Source organism: Streptomyces sp. NPDC005483, assembly GCF_040606035.1.
Classification (GTDB): domain Bacteria; phylum Actinomycetota; class Actinomycetes; order Streptomycetales; family Streptomycetaceae; genus Streptomyces.
On sequence record NZ_JBEXEA010000061.1, the window covers coordinates 1 to 12,810 of the forward strand.

General features: G+C 71.9%; 13 protein-coding genes. 8 read left to right on the forward strand and 5 right to left on the reverse strand.

The genetic code is table 11. From position 1 onward, the window contains the following. Positions 1-243: 243 nt before the first annotated feature. Complete coding sequence (locus tag ABZT06_RS47475) at positions 244-594, reverse strand: DUF488 family protein (protein WP_355755441.1); 351 nt, start codon at positions 592-594, stop codon at positions 244-246. 142 nt (positions 595-736) lie between these two features. Between ABZT06_RS47475 and ABZT06_RS47480 the strand changes: the two genes are divergently transcribed. From ABZT06_RS47480 to ABZT06_RS47500, 5 genes are read left to right on the forward strand one after another with little or no spacing between them, the layout of a single operon-like run. Further along, entirely contained in the window at positions 737-2,122 is a 1,386-nt protein-coding gene (locus tag ABZT06_RS47480) for a M1 family metallopeptidase (protein ID WP_355755443.1), read from the forward strand. Between the two features lie 41 nt (positions 2,123-2,163). Beyond that, on the forward strand, positions 2,164-2,907 hold the full coding sequence (locus ABZT06_RS47485; protein WP_355755445.1) for a L,D-transpeptidase family protein: 744 nt from the start codon (positions 2,164-2,166) through the stop codon (positions 2,905-2,907). 19 nt (positions 2,908-2,926) lie between these two features. After that, a complete protein-coding gene (locus tag ABZT06_RS47490; protein WP_355755449.1) occupies positions 2,927-3,628 on the forward strand; it encodes a response regulator transcription factor in 702 nt (233 codons plus the stop codon). After that, positions 3,625-5,442, forward strand: a complete 1,818-nt coding sequence (locus ABZT06_RS47495) for a HAMP domain-containing sensor histidine kinase (protein WP_355755452.1) — start codon at positions 3,625-3,627, stop codon at positions 5,440-5,442. The genes ABZT06_RS47490 and ABZT06_RS47495 overlap by 4 nt, the downstream gene beginning before the upstream one ends. Positions 5,443-5,501: 59 nt before the next feature. After that, positions 5,502-5,951 carry a DUF6098 family protein gene (locus ABZT06_RS47500; protein WP_355755455.1) on the forward strand — a complete coding sequence of 150 codons (450 nt, stop codon included), beginning with the start codon at positions 5,502-5,504 and terminating at the stop codon, positions 5,949-5,951. Between the two features lie 67 nt (positions 5,952-6,018). Here the strand turns inward: ABZT06_RS47500 and ABZT06_RS47505 are convergent, their stop codons facing one another. After that, positions 6,019-6,273 carry a WhiB family transcriptional regulator gene (locus ABZT06_RS47505; protein WP_355755457.1) on the reverse strand — a complete coding sequence of 85 codons (255 nt, stop codon included), beginning with the start codon at positions 6,271-6,273 and terminating at the stop codon, positions 6,019-6,021. Positions 6,274-6,382: 109 nt separating this feature from the next. Further along, the gene (locus ABZT06_RS47510) at positions 6,383-7,603 is read right to left on the reverse strand and encodes a saccharopine dehydrogenase C-terminal domain-containing protein (protein ID WP_355755459.1); all 1,221 of its coding nucleotides are present in this window, start codon (positions 7,601-7,603) and stop codon (positions 6,383-6,385) included. A gap of 123 nt (positions 7,604-7,726) precedes the next feature. Between ABZT06_RS47510 and ABZT06_RS47515 the strand changes: the two genes are divergently transcribed. Beyond that, complete coding sequence (locus ABZT06_RS47515; protein ID WP_355755461.1) at positions 7,727-8,422, forward strand: helix-turn-helix domain-containing protein; 696 nt, start codon at positions 7,727-7,729, stop codon at positions 8,420-8,422. Between the two features lie 11 nt (positions 8,423-8,433). On the opposite strand, the gene ABZT06_RS47520 is transcribed toward ABZT06_RS47515, so the two are convergent. Beyond that, positions 8,434-9,324, reverse strand: coding sequence for a LysR family transcriptional regulator ArgP (locus ABZT06_RS47520; protein WP_355755510.1), 891 nt, complete (start codon positions 9,322-9,324; stop codon positions 8,434-8,436). A gap of 69 nt (positions 9,325-9,393) precedes the next feature. Here ABZT06_RS47520 and ABZT06_RS47525 point away from each other — a divergent pair, with 69 nt between their 5' ends. Together ABZT06_RS47525 and ABZT06_RS47530 are read left to right on the forward strand one after the other, a co-directional pair. After that, positions 9,394-10,011 (forward strand): LysE/ArgO family amino acid transporter, encoded by a 618-nt coding sequence (locus tag ABZT06_RS47525; protein WP_355755463.1) that lies wholly within the window; start codon positions 9,394-9,396, stop codon positions 10,009-10,011. 110 nt (positions 10,012-10,121) lie between these two features. Next, positions 10,122-11,420, forward strand: a complete 1,299-nt coding sequence (locus tag ABZT06_RS47530; RefSeq protein WP_355755465.1) for an MFS transporter — start codon at positions 10,122-10,124, stop codon at positions 11,418-11,420. Between the two features lie 681 nt (positions 11,421-12,101). On the opposite strand, the gene ABZT06_RS47535 is transcribed toward ABZT06_RS47530, so the two are convergent. Continuing rightward, on the reverse strand, positions 12,102-12,557 hold the full coding sequence (locus tag ABZT06_RS47535; protein WP_355755467.1) for a cyclic nucleotide-binding domain-containing protein: 456 nt from the start codon (positions 12,555-12,557) through the stop codon (positions 12,102-12,104). Between the last annotated feature and the right edge of the window lie 253 nt (positions 12,558-12,810).

Here is a 12,810-nt window from a genome sequence, read left to right on the forward strand (position 1 = left end):
CCTCCGCCTTGCAGCCAGACGCACCCAGCCCCGCTCACCTGCACCGAGCAGCACCGTTTCTTGCAGCCGGCCTGATCCGCCGGACAGACCCTAGGCCCCGGGGGCTTGGAACGGGTCGGCCAGGGCCGGTCGCCCGGCGGATCGGACGGGTTCCGAGGTACGGCGCCACGAGCGGGGAGCGCGGTGAGCCGGGGGTCGGCGTGCCGGACTCCGTGACGCCGGCCTGATCCGTCGGGCCGGACCCTACGACCCCAACAAGCGCGCCAGCACGGTGGCGTGACTGCGCTCCGGCGTCTTCGACGCGGTCAGCAGGGTCACGTCGCCCTGGCTCGCCCACTCCCGGACGCGGTCGAGAAGTCCGGCCGCCTCCGGGTCGGCCAGCTCCGCCTCGTACCGCTCGGCGAACTCCTCGTAGGAGCCCTCGCCCGCGTGGTACCAGCGGCGCAGCTCGGTCGACGGGGTGAGCGCCTTCGGCCACTCGTCGACGCGGGCCGCCTCCTTGGACAGACCTCGCGGCCACAACCGGTCGACCAGGACGCGGACGCCGTCCGCGGGCTCGGGGGGTTCGTAGACACGGCGGATGCGCACGCTCACGGGCGGCCTCTCGACAAGGGGGTGACTGCGTCGGGAGCGTACTGCGGAGTCCGGCGCGACTTGACCTGATCAAGGGTGAGTTGCCGGCAAGGGGGCCTTTAGTGTGAAGCCGTTGTCCACCCCCCGACCTGTAGGAGAGCACGTGCCGAAGGCCGTCAGACGCACCTTCGTCCTCGTCACCACCCCCCTCGCCCTCACCGCTCTGCTCGGGGCCGCCGCGCCGTCGTCGACGGGCCCGTCCGGAGCCGGCGACCCCTACTTCCCGCTCGCCGGAAACGGCGGATACCACGTCGAGCACTATGATCTGACGCTCGGTTACGACACCGCGAGCCGTCACCTCGACGGGAAGGCGGTCCTCACGGCCCGCGCCACCCAGCGCCTGACCCGCTTCGACCTCGACTTCAAGGGTCTGACGGTCACCGGTCTGACGGTCGGTCACGCCAAGGCCGGGTTCCGCCGCGACGGACAGGAACTCGTCGTCACCCCGCAGCGCGCCCTGCGCAAGGGGGAACGATTCACCATCACCGTCACCTACGAGGGGAAGCCCGGCCCCGTCACCGACCCGGACGGCTCGCTCGACGGCTGGATCCCCACCGACGACGGAGCCTTCGTCGCCGGGGAACCGCAGGGCGCGATGACCTGGTTCCCGGCGGACAACCACCCCAAGGACAAGTCGTCGTACGACTTCACGATCACCGTCCCCCAGGGGCGCACCGCGGTCGCCAACGGCGTGCTCCTCTCCGAACGGACCGCGCACGGGAAGACCACGTTCCGCTGGCGCCAGAGCGAGCCGATGGCCGCCTACCTGGCCACCGCGACCGTCGGGAAGTTCAAGGTGGAGCAGTTCACCACCAGGAGCGGCGTCCGCGTCTACAACGCCGTCGACTCGCGCGAGGCCGCCGCCGCGGCACCCGTGCTCAAGAAGCTGCCCTCCGTCCTGGAGTGGGAGAGCAAGCTGTTCGGGCCCTACCCGTTCCGGGCCGCCGGATCGATCGTGGACCACGCCCCGAACGTGGGTTACGCGCTGGAGACCCAGAGCCGTCCGGTCTACGACCGCGCGCCCGACCTGAGCACCCTCGTCCACGAGAACGCCCACCAGTGGTTCGGCGACTCCGTCTCGCTCACCTCCTGGAAGGACATCTGGCTCAACGAGGGCTTCGCGACCTACGCGGAGTGGCTCTACTCCGAACAGCACGGCGGTGACAGCGCGCAGAAGAGCTTCGACGAGCTCTACGCGAAACCCGCGAGCGACGACCTGTGGGAGTTCCCGCCCGGCAACCCCGGCAGTGGCGCCAACATCTTCGGCACCCCCGTCTACGCCCGTGGAGCCATGACCCTGCACGCCCTGCGCACGGCGGTCGGCGACCGGGCCTTCTTCCTGATCCTGCGCGCCTGGGCGTCCGGGCACCGCTACGGGCACGGCACCACCGCCCAGTTCGAGTGCCTCGCGGAACGGGTTTCGGGTAAGAACCTGGACGGCCTGTTCCGGACCTGGCTCGACACCCCGGGTAAGCCGAACCGGCCCTAGAACCTGACGAGTTTCTTACAAGTCTCGGCCAGAGTCGTCCCATGATCACACGCAGAACCCACGTCACCCTGCTCGCCGCATCCCTGCTTCTCACGGGATGCGGCGGCGGTGCCGTGGCCGGCACAGCGGGCATGCCGACGCCGTCCCCGGAGCCGTCGCGGACCACTCCCTCGCCGGAGATGTCCGTCGAGGCCGCACCCCAGCAGATACCCGGCCTGGGACCGAAGACGTGGGCGAAGATACCGGCCGGCACCCGGCAGGCCGTCGTGGTCACCGGGCGGGGCCGCGACTCGTCGGCCTCCACCGTGGTGCTCTACGAGCGCACGGCGGCCGGCTGGCAGGCCGGGGCGAGCTGGCCCGCGCACAACGCGCTCAAGGGCTGGAGCGACCACCACCTGGCCGGCGACCTGCGCTCACCGGTCGGCGTGTACACCCTCACGGATGCCGGAGGACTGCTGAAGGACCCCGGCACCAAGCTGCCGTACGACCGCGGTGCCGGATTCACCTCACCCGGCACGGGCTTCGAGGGCGAGCCGCTGGCCGGGTCCTTCGACTACGTGATCGCCATCAACTACAACCGGCAGCCCGGCACTTCACCGCTGGACTGGACCCGGCCGCTGGGCGCGGGGCGCGGCGGCGGGATATGGCTGCACGTCGATCACGGCGGGCCCACCCACGGCTGTGTGAGCATCGCCGAGAAGCACATGAAGGTACTGCTGCGGACCCTGGACCCGGAGCTGCGTCCCGTCGTCGTCATGGGCGACGCCAAGTCCCTCGCCGGCTGAAGCGCTTAGGATCCGCCGGGTGTGCGCACATGTGCTGGTCGCCGAGGACGACGAGATGCAGGCCGAACTCATACGGCGGTCCCTGCTCGCGGAGGGTCACACCGCCACCGTGGTCCACGACGGGCGGGCCGCCCTGGACGCGGTCCGGCGGGTCGCCCCCGACCTCGTCGTCCTGGACCTGATGCTGCCGGTGATCGACGGCTTCGGGGTGTGCCGGGTGCTGCGCCGTGACGCGGACATCCCCGTGGTGATGCTGACCGCACGGTCCGCCGAGGACGATGTCCTGCTGGGCCTGGAACTGGGCGCCGACGACTACATGACCAAGCCCTACAGCCCGCGCGAGTTGATGGCCCGTATCCGGACCGTCCTCAGACGCAGCGGACGGGGTGCCGTGTCCGAGCGGCGTGAGGATCCCGTCGTACGCGCCGCAGACCTCGCCGTCGATCCCGTACGGCACGAAGTGCGGTGCGACGGGGCGCCGGTGGAGTGCACCCCGGCCGAGTTCGAGATCCTGCTGGCCATGGCCGCCGAGCCCGAACGGGTCTTCTCCCGGCGGCAGCTGCTGGAAGTCACCCGGGGCACCGACCGGGCCTCCACCGAACGCGCGGTGGACGTGCACATCATGAACCTGCGCCGCAAGATCGAGGCCGATCCACGGCGCCCGGCGCGGCTGCTGACGGTGTTCGGCGTCGGCTACAAGCTCAGCGGCGGCCGCGCATGAGCGCGCGGATACCCCTGCACAAGCGGCTCCTGGTCCGCCTGCTGATCACGTCCGGGCTCATCGCGGTGTGCTCGGTGGCCGCGACGGCCTGGCTGGCCGTGGCGACCACCACTCAGGCCCTGCGCGAGGAACAGGGCCAGGCGCTCGCCGACGACATGGACGTCCTCGCCGAGCTCAGCGGATACGCGGCGACCCATCCGGACTGGTCCGAAGTAGCGCGGACGGTGAGGGAGTTGTCGGCCAGGACCGGCCGCCGTATCGCCCTGACCGGTGCGGACCGACGGGTCATCGCGGACTCCGCGCGGCCCGGCACCTCCCTTCCGCCGAGCGCGGCCGCCGCCGTCGACCCACTGCACACCGACACCTACAGCGAGCGCGGCGCCCAGATCCCCGGCATCGACCCGCGAGCGGTGGGCCCCTACCGGCTCCCCGAGGCGGAACGCGTCAAGGTCGACGCCCTGGCCCACAAGCGACAGCTCTGCTTCTCCCAGCACGGTCTGGAGACCGAGCTGAGCCGTACCCCGAGCGGGCGCACTTTCCTCACCGGCCCGGAGGGCCGCTCCACCCCCGACTACGTGCCCGACGCCTGCGCCGACGGACTGCTCAACACCCCCACCGCGACGGAGGAGAAGGCGACGAAGGCGCTCCAGCGCCTCGCCCGACCCTGCCTGGTCAAAGCCGGGCTGGGCGCCGACGCCGCCGCGACGCTGGGGACCGTCCTGGGCGGGACGGACGTGCGGGCCCCCGTGACCAGCAAACTCGGCGACCAGGAGGCGAGTCTGGCCGAGCCCTGTTTCGACGACGCCCGCCGGGCCCAGCTGGACCCGTACGTGGCACCGGTGGCCGAACTCTTCCTCGGCACCGGGGACACGCCCGCCGTGCTGTTCGACATGTCCCCGGGCAACAAGGCCAAGGTCGTCGGCACGGCCGGTCTCGTGCTCGCCGTGACCGTCGCCGCGACAGCGCTGGTCGCCTCCCGGCTGGTGCGGCCGCTGCGCGCGCTCACGGCGGCGGCCCAGCAGCCGCCCGAACTCCATGTGCGCGTCCCCGTCACCACCCGGGACGAGACCGGCATCCTCGCCGTCGCCTTCAACGACCTCACCGAACGCCGCGAGCGCCTCGAAGCCCAGCGCAAGGCGATGGTCAGCGACATCGCCCACGAACTGCGCACCCCGCTCACCAACATCCGGGGCTGGCTCGAGGTCACCCGGGACGGTGTCGTCGACCCCGACCCCGTCCTGCTCGGCTCCCTGCACGACGAGGCCCTCGTCCTCCAGCGCGTCATCGACGACCTCCAGGACCTCGCGGACGCCGACGCCGGCACCCTGCGGCTGCACCGCGAGCCCGTCCGCTGCGACGAACTCCTCCAGCAGGTCGCCGCGGCCCACCGCGTCGCCGCCGACACGGCCCGGGTCACGCTGCGCACCGGCGTGGACGGCGATCCCTGGCTGGACGCCGACCCGGTCCGCATGCGGCAGGCGCTCGGCAACCTGGTGTCCAACGCGCTGCGCCACACCCCGGCCGGCGGCTCGGTCACCCTGTCCGCGCGCCGGGACGGCGACGACATCGTCCTGGCGGTCGCCGACACCGGCACCGGCATCGCGCCCGACGACCTGCCGCACGTCTTCGACCGGTTCTGGCGCGCGGAGAAGTCCCGCAGCCGTCGTACCGGTGGCTCGGGCCTCGGCCTGCCCATCGTCCGGCACCTGGTCGCGGCCCACGGCGGAACGGTCGTGGCGGCGAGCGAGCCCGGTACCGGCAGCGTGTTCACCCTGCGGCTGCCCGGGGGGCCGATACCCCGGCCGGACGCCTGATTCCGCTCGCGGCGTGCGGGTACCCCGAAGTCCCGCGAGAGCAAAGGGGAGGTCGGGACATGAGCGTGTCGGACGGGCTGCCGGTGGTGCGGACACTCGCCGAACTGGGAAGCCTGGCCGAACGGCACGAGCGGCTGTACGTCCGCTGGTCACGCGGCCCCGAGGTCGATCTGGCCCGCGGGTCCAGCACCGACGAACTCACCGGCCTGTCCCTGCCGGGACTGTCGGCGAACCCGCTGGACGTCGAGGACTGGTGGCAGGGGCGCCCCGTACAGCTGTGGGTGGCCCGGCGCCTGTACGACTACTCCCATCTGCCGCACGAGAAGGGCCCCGGCGTACGCCCCTGGGTGCTCCAGGGCCGTGAGCGGGGCCGGGGGCCGGACAACGAGCCGCTCGTCGCGGACGTGCGGCCGATGTGCTGGATCGACCCCCGGGTGATCGGCGAGGCGCAGAACGCGGTGGACCGGCAGGAGAACCCTTGGGGCCCGCTGCGCCGCACAGGCAACTGAACGGGCCCGGTCAAGCCGGACCCGTTCAGTCGGCCGATCAAGCCGGACCCCGTTCGGGATCGCCCCGTCAGCCGGACCTTCTCCGCGCGGCGGCCGTACGCCGGGCGAGCGCCCGCCGTTCCGTCTCACTGGTGCCGCCCCAGACGCCGATGCCCTGTCCCGTGTCCAGCGCCCACTGAAGGCACTGCTCCTGGACGGAGCAGCGCCGGCAGACGGACTTGGCCTGCTCCGTCTGGACCAGTGCGGGGCCCGTGGTGCCGATCGGGAAGAAGAGGTCCGGGTCCTCACGGCGGCACGCGGCATGGGTTCGCCAGTTGTCCATCAAAGTCACCTGCGATCGAAGTCGTACGTGCCCTCGTGCATGCCTTACTCGCTTTCGGGTCACCTGTCGATGCGCCGTGAAACCACCGGGTCCCTTGGGACGCGCCCGGTCACTGCTCGCGGATGCCCCACGGAGAGCCGTACGCGGTCAGCAGATCCAGGAAGGGACGGGCCGGAAAAGCCTCCGGGCCGAGGACACCGGCGCCGGACCAGGCGCCGGTGGCGAGGAGTTCGAGGGCGACGACCGGGTTCACGGCGGTCTGCCACACCACCGCCTGACAGCCGTACTCCGCCATGGACCACTGGTTGTCGACCACGTGGTAGAGGTACACCTCGCGCGGCGCCCCGTCCCTCACGCCCTTCACCCAGGTGCCCGCGCAGGTCTTGCCGTGCATCCGGTCGCCCAGTGTCGCCGGGTCGGGCAGACACGCGGCCACGACGTCCCGCGGTGAGACCGCGACCGGGCCCGCGAGACTCGGCACGGTCACCGGCTCGGTGCGGTCCAGGCCCAGCAGGTGCAGTGTCCTCAGCGTCTCGACGAACTCGCGGCCCAGGCCGTACTTGAAGGTGACGCGGCGGGCGCCGACCCAGCGGGGGACGAGCAGCACCTCCTCGTGCTCCACGTTCACGCACTCGACCGGACCGATGCCCTCGGGAAAGTCGAAGATTTCCGGCTCGCTGAAGGGCTCCGTCGTGAACCAGCCGCGGTCGGCCTCGTAGACCACCGGAGGGTTGAGGCACTCCTCGATGGTGGTCCAGATGCTGAAGGAGGGGGCGAAGTCGTAGCCGTCGACGATGAGGTTCGCACCGTCGCGGACACCGATCTCCTCGATCTCGTCGAAGAGTTCGTCGGCCGCGTACCGGGCGAAGACGTCCGAGAGGCCCGGCTCCACACCCATGCCGACGACGGCCAGCGCCCCCGCCTTCTCCCACTCGTCGGCCTGCGCGAACTGCTCGTCGCCGAGCTTGACCCCGCACTCCGCGTACGGCCGCTCGGGATGCGGGCGGGACAGGGACATCGCCATGTCGACATAGGCCGCCCCGGCGGCACGCGCCGCCCGGAACAGGGGCATCACGAACCGCGGGTCGGTGGCGTTGAGGAGGACGTCGCAGGAGTGCCGCTCCAGCAGGGCCGTCACGGCCGACTCGTCGCTCGCGTCCACGCGCTCGGCGCGGAACCGGTCGGCCCGGTCGCCGAGCGAGGTCACCGCGGCCTCGGCGCGGGCCAGGTCGTAGTCGGCGACGACCATGGCGTCGAAGAACGGCCGCCGGGCGGCGATCCGGGTGATGGCGGTGCCGACGCCCCCGGCGCCCACGAGCAGTACACGCATGACAAACACTCCCTGACGGGTCGAGGTCGCAGAGGTAGGGGCCCCGGCTGCGATACAACGCCGTGCGCTCACATAAGGTCAATGGCGTTGGCATAAGAGGTACCGGCACGAGGAGGGACCGTCATGCCGAAGCCCGTCGTCCCCGAGGAGAGACGCCGTCGGCGCAGGCCCACCAGGAGCGGGACCGTGCTGTCCGAGGAGCTGATCGTCCAGACGGCGCTGCGCATGCTCCGCGAACACGGCAGTACCGGCCTCACCGCCCGCCGCCTGGGGCTCGCCCTGGACGCCGACCCGAGCACGCTCTACCGCTACTTCCGCGGCATGGACGACCTGACGCTGGCCATCGGCGACGCCCTGATCGGGCAGGCGCTGGAGGGCTGGGAACCGGCGGGGGAGTGGCGGCACGATCTGCGCGAGGTGGGCCTGCGCATCCACGCGGCGTACGTCGCCCATCCCCAGGCCGCCGTGCTGACGACCAGCAGGGTCACCGGCCGGGCGCACGAACTGGCCGCGGACGAGGCGGTCCTGGACATCCTGCGCAGGGCGGGCTTCGCCCTCCCGGACACCGTGCGGATCTACCACGCCTTCATCGACCAGACGCTGGCCTTCGCTGCCCTGGACGCGGCGTCCCTGGCCCTGCCGAGCGCGGCGCTGGACGCCGACGAGGAAAAGTGGCGCTCGACGTACGCGCGGCTGCCCGCCGACAGGTATCCGAGGATCGCCGAGGCGGCACGTCTCCTGGCGACTCGCATGGTCACGAGCGCCTATCCGACGGCGCTGGACATGCTCCTGGACAGTGTGGAGAGGCAGCGCCCCTGAAGGGGCGAGCCTCACCGGAGCGTTTCCGACGCGGCCGCCGCCACGGCATCGGCCAGCGCCGCCAACGCGGGCGAATCCAGCTTCCACTGCTGCCAGTGCAACGGGACATCGACCGGCCGGTCAGGCGCCAGCGAGATCAACCGCCCCGCGCGCAGCAGCGGATTCGCCTGCACCTCGGGCACCATCCCCCACCCCAGTCCCAGCGCGACCGCCTCCACGAACCCCTCCGACGTGGGCACCGCGTGCCGCACCCGACTCGCCCCGTCCCGACCGAGCTCGCGCAGGAACCCGTCCTGGATGTCGTCGCTCCGGTCGAACGTGACCACCGGCGCGTCCGCCAGCCCGTCCGGCAACGACCCGCCGAGCCACCGCTCGACGAAATCCGGGCCGGCCGCCGCGAGGTACCGCATGCGCCCCAGCGCGCGCACCGAACACCCCGCCACGGCCTCGGGGGAGGACGTCACCGCCGCCATCACCAGTCCCTCCCGCAGCAGTTCCGCCGTACGCGTCTCGTCCTCGCGCCGGAGCTCGAAGCACAGCCGCTCCTGGTCGGGAACCCGCGTGAGGGCTCCCAGGAACCAGGTCGCCAGGGAGTCCGCGTTCACCGCGACCGACACCCGGGTCACCTCCCCCTCACTCGGCATGCCCAGTTCGGCGAGAGCGTCCCGCTCAAGGCGGGCCAGCTGGCGGGCGAACCGCACCACCACCTCGCCTGACTCGGTCGGCCGCACCGGCTTCGTGCGCACCAGCAGCACCCGCCCCGTGCGCTGCTCCAACGCCTTCACCCGCTGGCTCACCGCCGAAGGGGTCACATGCAGAGCGGCCGCCGCGGCGTCGAACGTGCCCTCGTCGACCACCGCCAGCAGAGTCCGCACCTGGTCCAGGGGAAGCTCGCTCATCATCACGTCAGCTAATGATACGTAAGAATCTTTAGCTGTACGCGCGGTGATCGTCTCCGTACCGTCGAGTCCATGCCCGCTTCTCTGTCCGCCGCTGCCGCAGGTTTCGGCACCGGTCTCTCACTCATCGTCGCCATCGGCGCCCAGAACGCCTTCGTGCTGCGCCAGGGAATCCGCCGCGACGCGGTCCTGGCCGTCGTCGGCATCTGCGCCCTGTCCGACGCGCTCCTCATCGCTCTCGGGGTCGGCGGCGTCGGTGCCGTGGTGGTGGCCTGGCCGGGCGCGCTCACCCTGGTCGGCTGGATCGGTGGCGGATTCCTGCTCTGCTACGGCGTTTTCGCCGCCCGCCGCGTCTTCCGGCCGGGCGAGTCGGGCCTGCGGGCCGAGGGCGAGGCGGCGGGCTCCCGGCGGCGAGCGGTGCTGACCTGTCTGGCGATGACCTGGCTCAACCCGCACGTCTACCTCGACACCGTGTTCCTGCTCGGCTCCGTGGCCGCCGACCGCGGCCCGCTGCGCTGGACCTTCGGGCTCGGCGCCGCGCTCGCCAGTCTGTGCTGGTTCGCCGCGCTCGGCTTCGGGGCCCGGCTGCTCAGCCGCTTCCTGGCCAGGCCGGCCGCCTGGCGGGTCCTCGACGCGCTGGTCGCCGTGACGATGATCGTCCTGGGTCTCACGCTCGTGGCCGGAGCATGAAAACTCCGACCGCGCGTTCCGAAAGCTGAGACATCGCGTCCCGAACTCCTGGGCGGTGCTGCGATAGTGAACCCCGGACCCGATAGATGTAACGAGCAACCAGGAAGCCCGTGGACACCGGCGAGAGCAGCACCGAACCCCAGACAGCCGCACCGGACGAGGCACCGCCGCCCCGGCGCGGCTGGCGTCGCTGGGCGATGGACACCCGCCCGCTGCGCATCCCGGCCTACCGCCGGCTGTGGAGCTCGACCATCGTCACGGCCGTCGGCAGCCAGCTCACCGCGGTCGCGGTGCCCAAGCAGATCTACGACATCACCGGCTCCTCGGCCTGGGTCGGCGCCGCGAGCCTGGCCGGACTGCTGCCGCTGATCGTGTTCGCGCTGTGGGGCGGCGCGGTCGCCGACAGCATGGACCGCCGCAAGCTGCTGCTGGTCACCAACAGCGGCATCGCCGTCACCTCGGTGCTGTTCTGGCTCCAGGCGGTCAGCGGGCTCGACTCGGTGGCGGTCCTCATGCTCCTGCTCGCGGTGCAGCAGGCGTTCTGGGGTCTCAACTCCCCTGCCCGCAACGCCTCCATCGCCCGTCTGGTGCCAGAGGGCCAGCTCCCCGCCGCCAACGCCCTCGGCTCGACGGTCATGCAGACCGGCCAGGTGATGGGACCGCTGCTCGCGGGTGTCCTGATACCGGTGATCGGCCTGCCGGAGCTGTATCTCATCGACGCCCTGGCGCTGTGCGTCACGGTCTGGGCGGTGTACCGGCTGCCCTCCCTGCCGCCGCTCGCCGCCGCGATGGCACGCCGGGCGGGCGTACGCGAGATCGTCGAGGGCTTCCGCTACATCTCCGCCCACAAGGTGCTGCTGCTGTCCTTCCTCGCGGACATCATCGCCATGGTCTTCGGCATGCCCCGGGCCCTGTTCCCGCAGCTCGCCTCCGAGACCTACACCCCGTACGGCGAAGGACTGGCGCTGGGTCTGCTGTTCGCCGCCATCCCGATCGGCGCGGTGGTCGGCGGGCTGTTCTCCGGCACGTTCTCGCGGGCCCGCCGGCACGGCTGGATGGTCATCGGGGCGGTCGTCGCCTGGGGCGTGGCCATCACCGGGTTCGGGCTGAGCGGGAGTCTGTGGCTCGCCGTGGTGTTCCTGGCCGCGGCCGGGGTCGCCGACATGGTCTCGATGGTCTTCCGCGGGGCGATCCTGCTCTCCGCAGCCACCGACGAGATGCGCGGGCGGATGCAGGGCGTCTTCACGGTCGTCGTCGCGGGCGGCCCCCGCCTCGCCGACGTCCTGCACGGCACCGCGGGCTCGATCTTCGGCGCCCGCACCGCGGTCGCCGGCGGCGGCCTCCTGGTCGTCGCCGTCATGGTGACCCTGGCCTGCGCGGTCCCGGCGCTGCGCCGCTACCGCGTCTGAGCCCGGGAGAGCGGCGGGTCGTACCCGGCCTCGGTGGCGTGCGCCTCGCCGGGTCCTGCAGGGGGCGCGGCGGGTTGGTCTTCGGCGCGCGCGCCGTGGTTGCTGGTGGTGGCGTGCTGGTGGTTGCCGTAATGCTGGCCTTGGCCTTCGCGGTCCCGGCGCTGCGTCGCTACCGCGTCTGAGCCCGGGAGAGCAGTCGGCCGTGCCGGACCTAGGCGACCCCCGCCAGCGTGCGCGTCGCGGTTGCCGGTGGTGGCCTGCTGGTGGTCGCCGTGATGCTGGCCCTGGCCTGCGCGGTGCCGATAGCGCGTCTGAGCCTGGGAGAGCGGCCGGCCGGCCGTGCCGGACCTCGGTGGCTGCGCCTCGCCGGGTGCTGCAGGGCGCGCGGCGGGTTCGGTCTCCGGCGTGCGTGCCGCGGTTGCCGGTGGTGCTTGCTGGTGGTCGCCGTGATACTGGCCCTGGCCTGCGCGGTGCCGTTGCCGCGTCTGAGCCGGGAGAGCGGCCGGCCGTGCCGGACCTCGGCGGCCCCGGCAGCGTGCGCGCCGCGGTTGCCGGTGGTGGCGTGCTGGTGGTGGCCGTGGTGCTGGCCCGGTCCGCCGCTAGCGCGTCAGAGTCGTGTTGACCCTGGCCTGCACGGTGCCGCCCCCGCGTCCGAGCCCCGGAGCCGCCCGGCGTGCGGGACTAGAGAGCGCTGCGCCGGTGCGAGCCGTACTGGTCCATGAGCTTGCCCCGGGTCGTCTCCAGGCGGTGGGCGAGGATCTCGGCGACGCTGCGGACCAGGATCATGCCGAGCTGCCGGTCCTCCTCGCACAGCCGGAGCACCGCCGCCGCGTCGAACTCGTAGGCCCGCACCGGGCTGAAGGCCTCCGCGCCGAAGTCCCACTGGTACGGCGGGAACAGCCAGGACCAGCCGAGCAGGTCGCCCGAGCCGAGTCCGGCGACGGTGACCCGGTGCTGCGTGGTCACCTGCTGGGTCAGCGAGACCGCTCCGGAGCGGATGACCCAGAAGCGGTCGGCCGTACCGCCCGCCTCGAAGATGGGGAAGTCCTCGGGGAAGGAGACCTCCTTGGCGAGCGTCATCAGGCTCTGCCGCTGCGGCGGGGGCAGGGCGGTCAGCAGTTTTATCGCTTTGGTCATGACGCGGGGCTCCTCGCCGGCGAGGGATTTCCGGTGTTGTGCCTACGCCCATTTCAGCGGCTGCCGCCGCCCGGGGCACCTCGGCGGACGGGAGGAACTGCGCGGGGCATGAAAAAGCCCTGGCTGGACGGGGGAGGCCAGCCAGGGCAGTCAGAGGTGATGTCGGAGGACGGTCTGTCGACCCCGTCACCACGTATGGATGAACCGTAAACCATCCATGGCGATTTCGCGCAACCAAAACCGAGGCGCGTGA

Bases quoted from the DNA above. Each gene is read 5' to 3' on its own strand.
- ABZT06_RS47500 (WP_355755455.1), top strand. From the start codon at position 5,502: ATGAGCGTGTCGGACGGGCTGCCGGTGGTGCGGACACTCGCCGAACTG.
- ABZT06_RS47520 (WP_355755510.1), bottom strand. From the start codon at position 9,324: ATGATGAGCGAGCTTCCCCTGGACCAGGTGCGGACTCTGCTGGCGGTG.
- ABZT06_RS47505 (WP_355755457.1), bottom strand. From the start codon at position 6,273: ATGGACAACTGGCGAACCCATGCCGCGTGCCGCCGTGAGGACCCGGAC.
- ABZT06_RS47510 (WP_355755459.1), bottom strand. From the start codon at position 7,603: ATGCGTGTACTGCTCGTGGGCGCCGGGGGCGTCGGCACCGCCATCACC.
- ABZT06_RS47525 (WP_355755463.1), top strand. From the start codon at position 9,394: ATGCCCGCTTCTCTGTCCGCCGCTGCCGCAGGTTTCGGCACCGGTCTC.
- ABZT06_RS47495 (WP_355755452.1), top strand. From the start codon at position 3,625: ATGAGCGCGCGGATACCCCTGCACAAGCGGCTCCTGGTCCGCCTGCTG.
- ABZT06_RS47485 (WP_355755445.1), top strand. From the start codon at position 2,164: ATGATCACACGCAGAACCCACGTCACCCTGCTCGCCGCATCCCTGCTT.
- ABZT06_RS47515 (WP_355755461.1), top strand. From the start codon at position 7,727: ATGCCGAAGCCCGTCGTCCCCGAGGAGAGACGCCGTCGGCGCAGGCCC.
- ABZT06_RS47535 (WP_355755467.1), bottom strand. From the start codon at position 12,557: ATGACCAAAGCGATAAAACTGCTGACCGCCCTGCCCCCGCCGCAGCGG.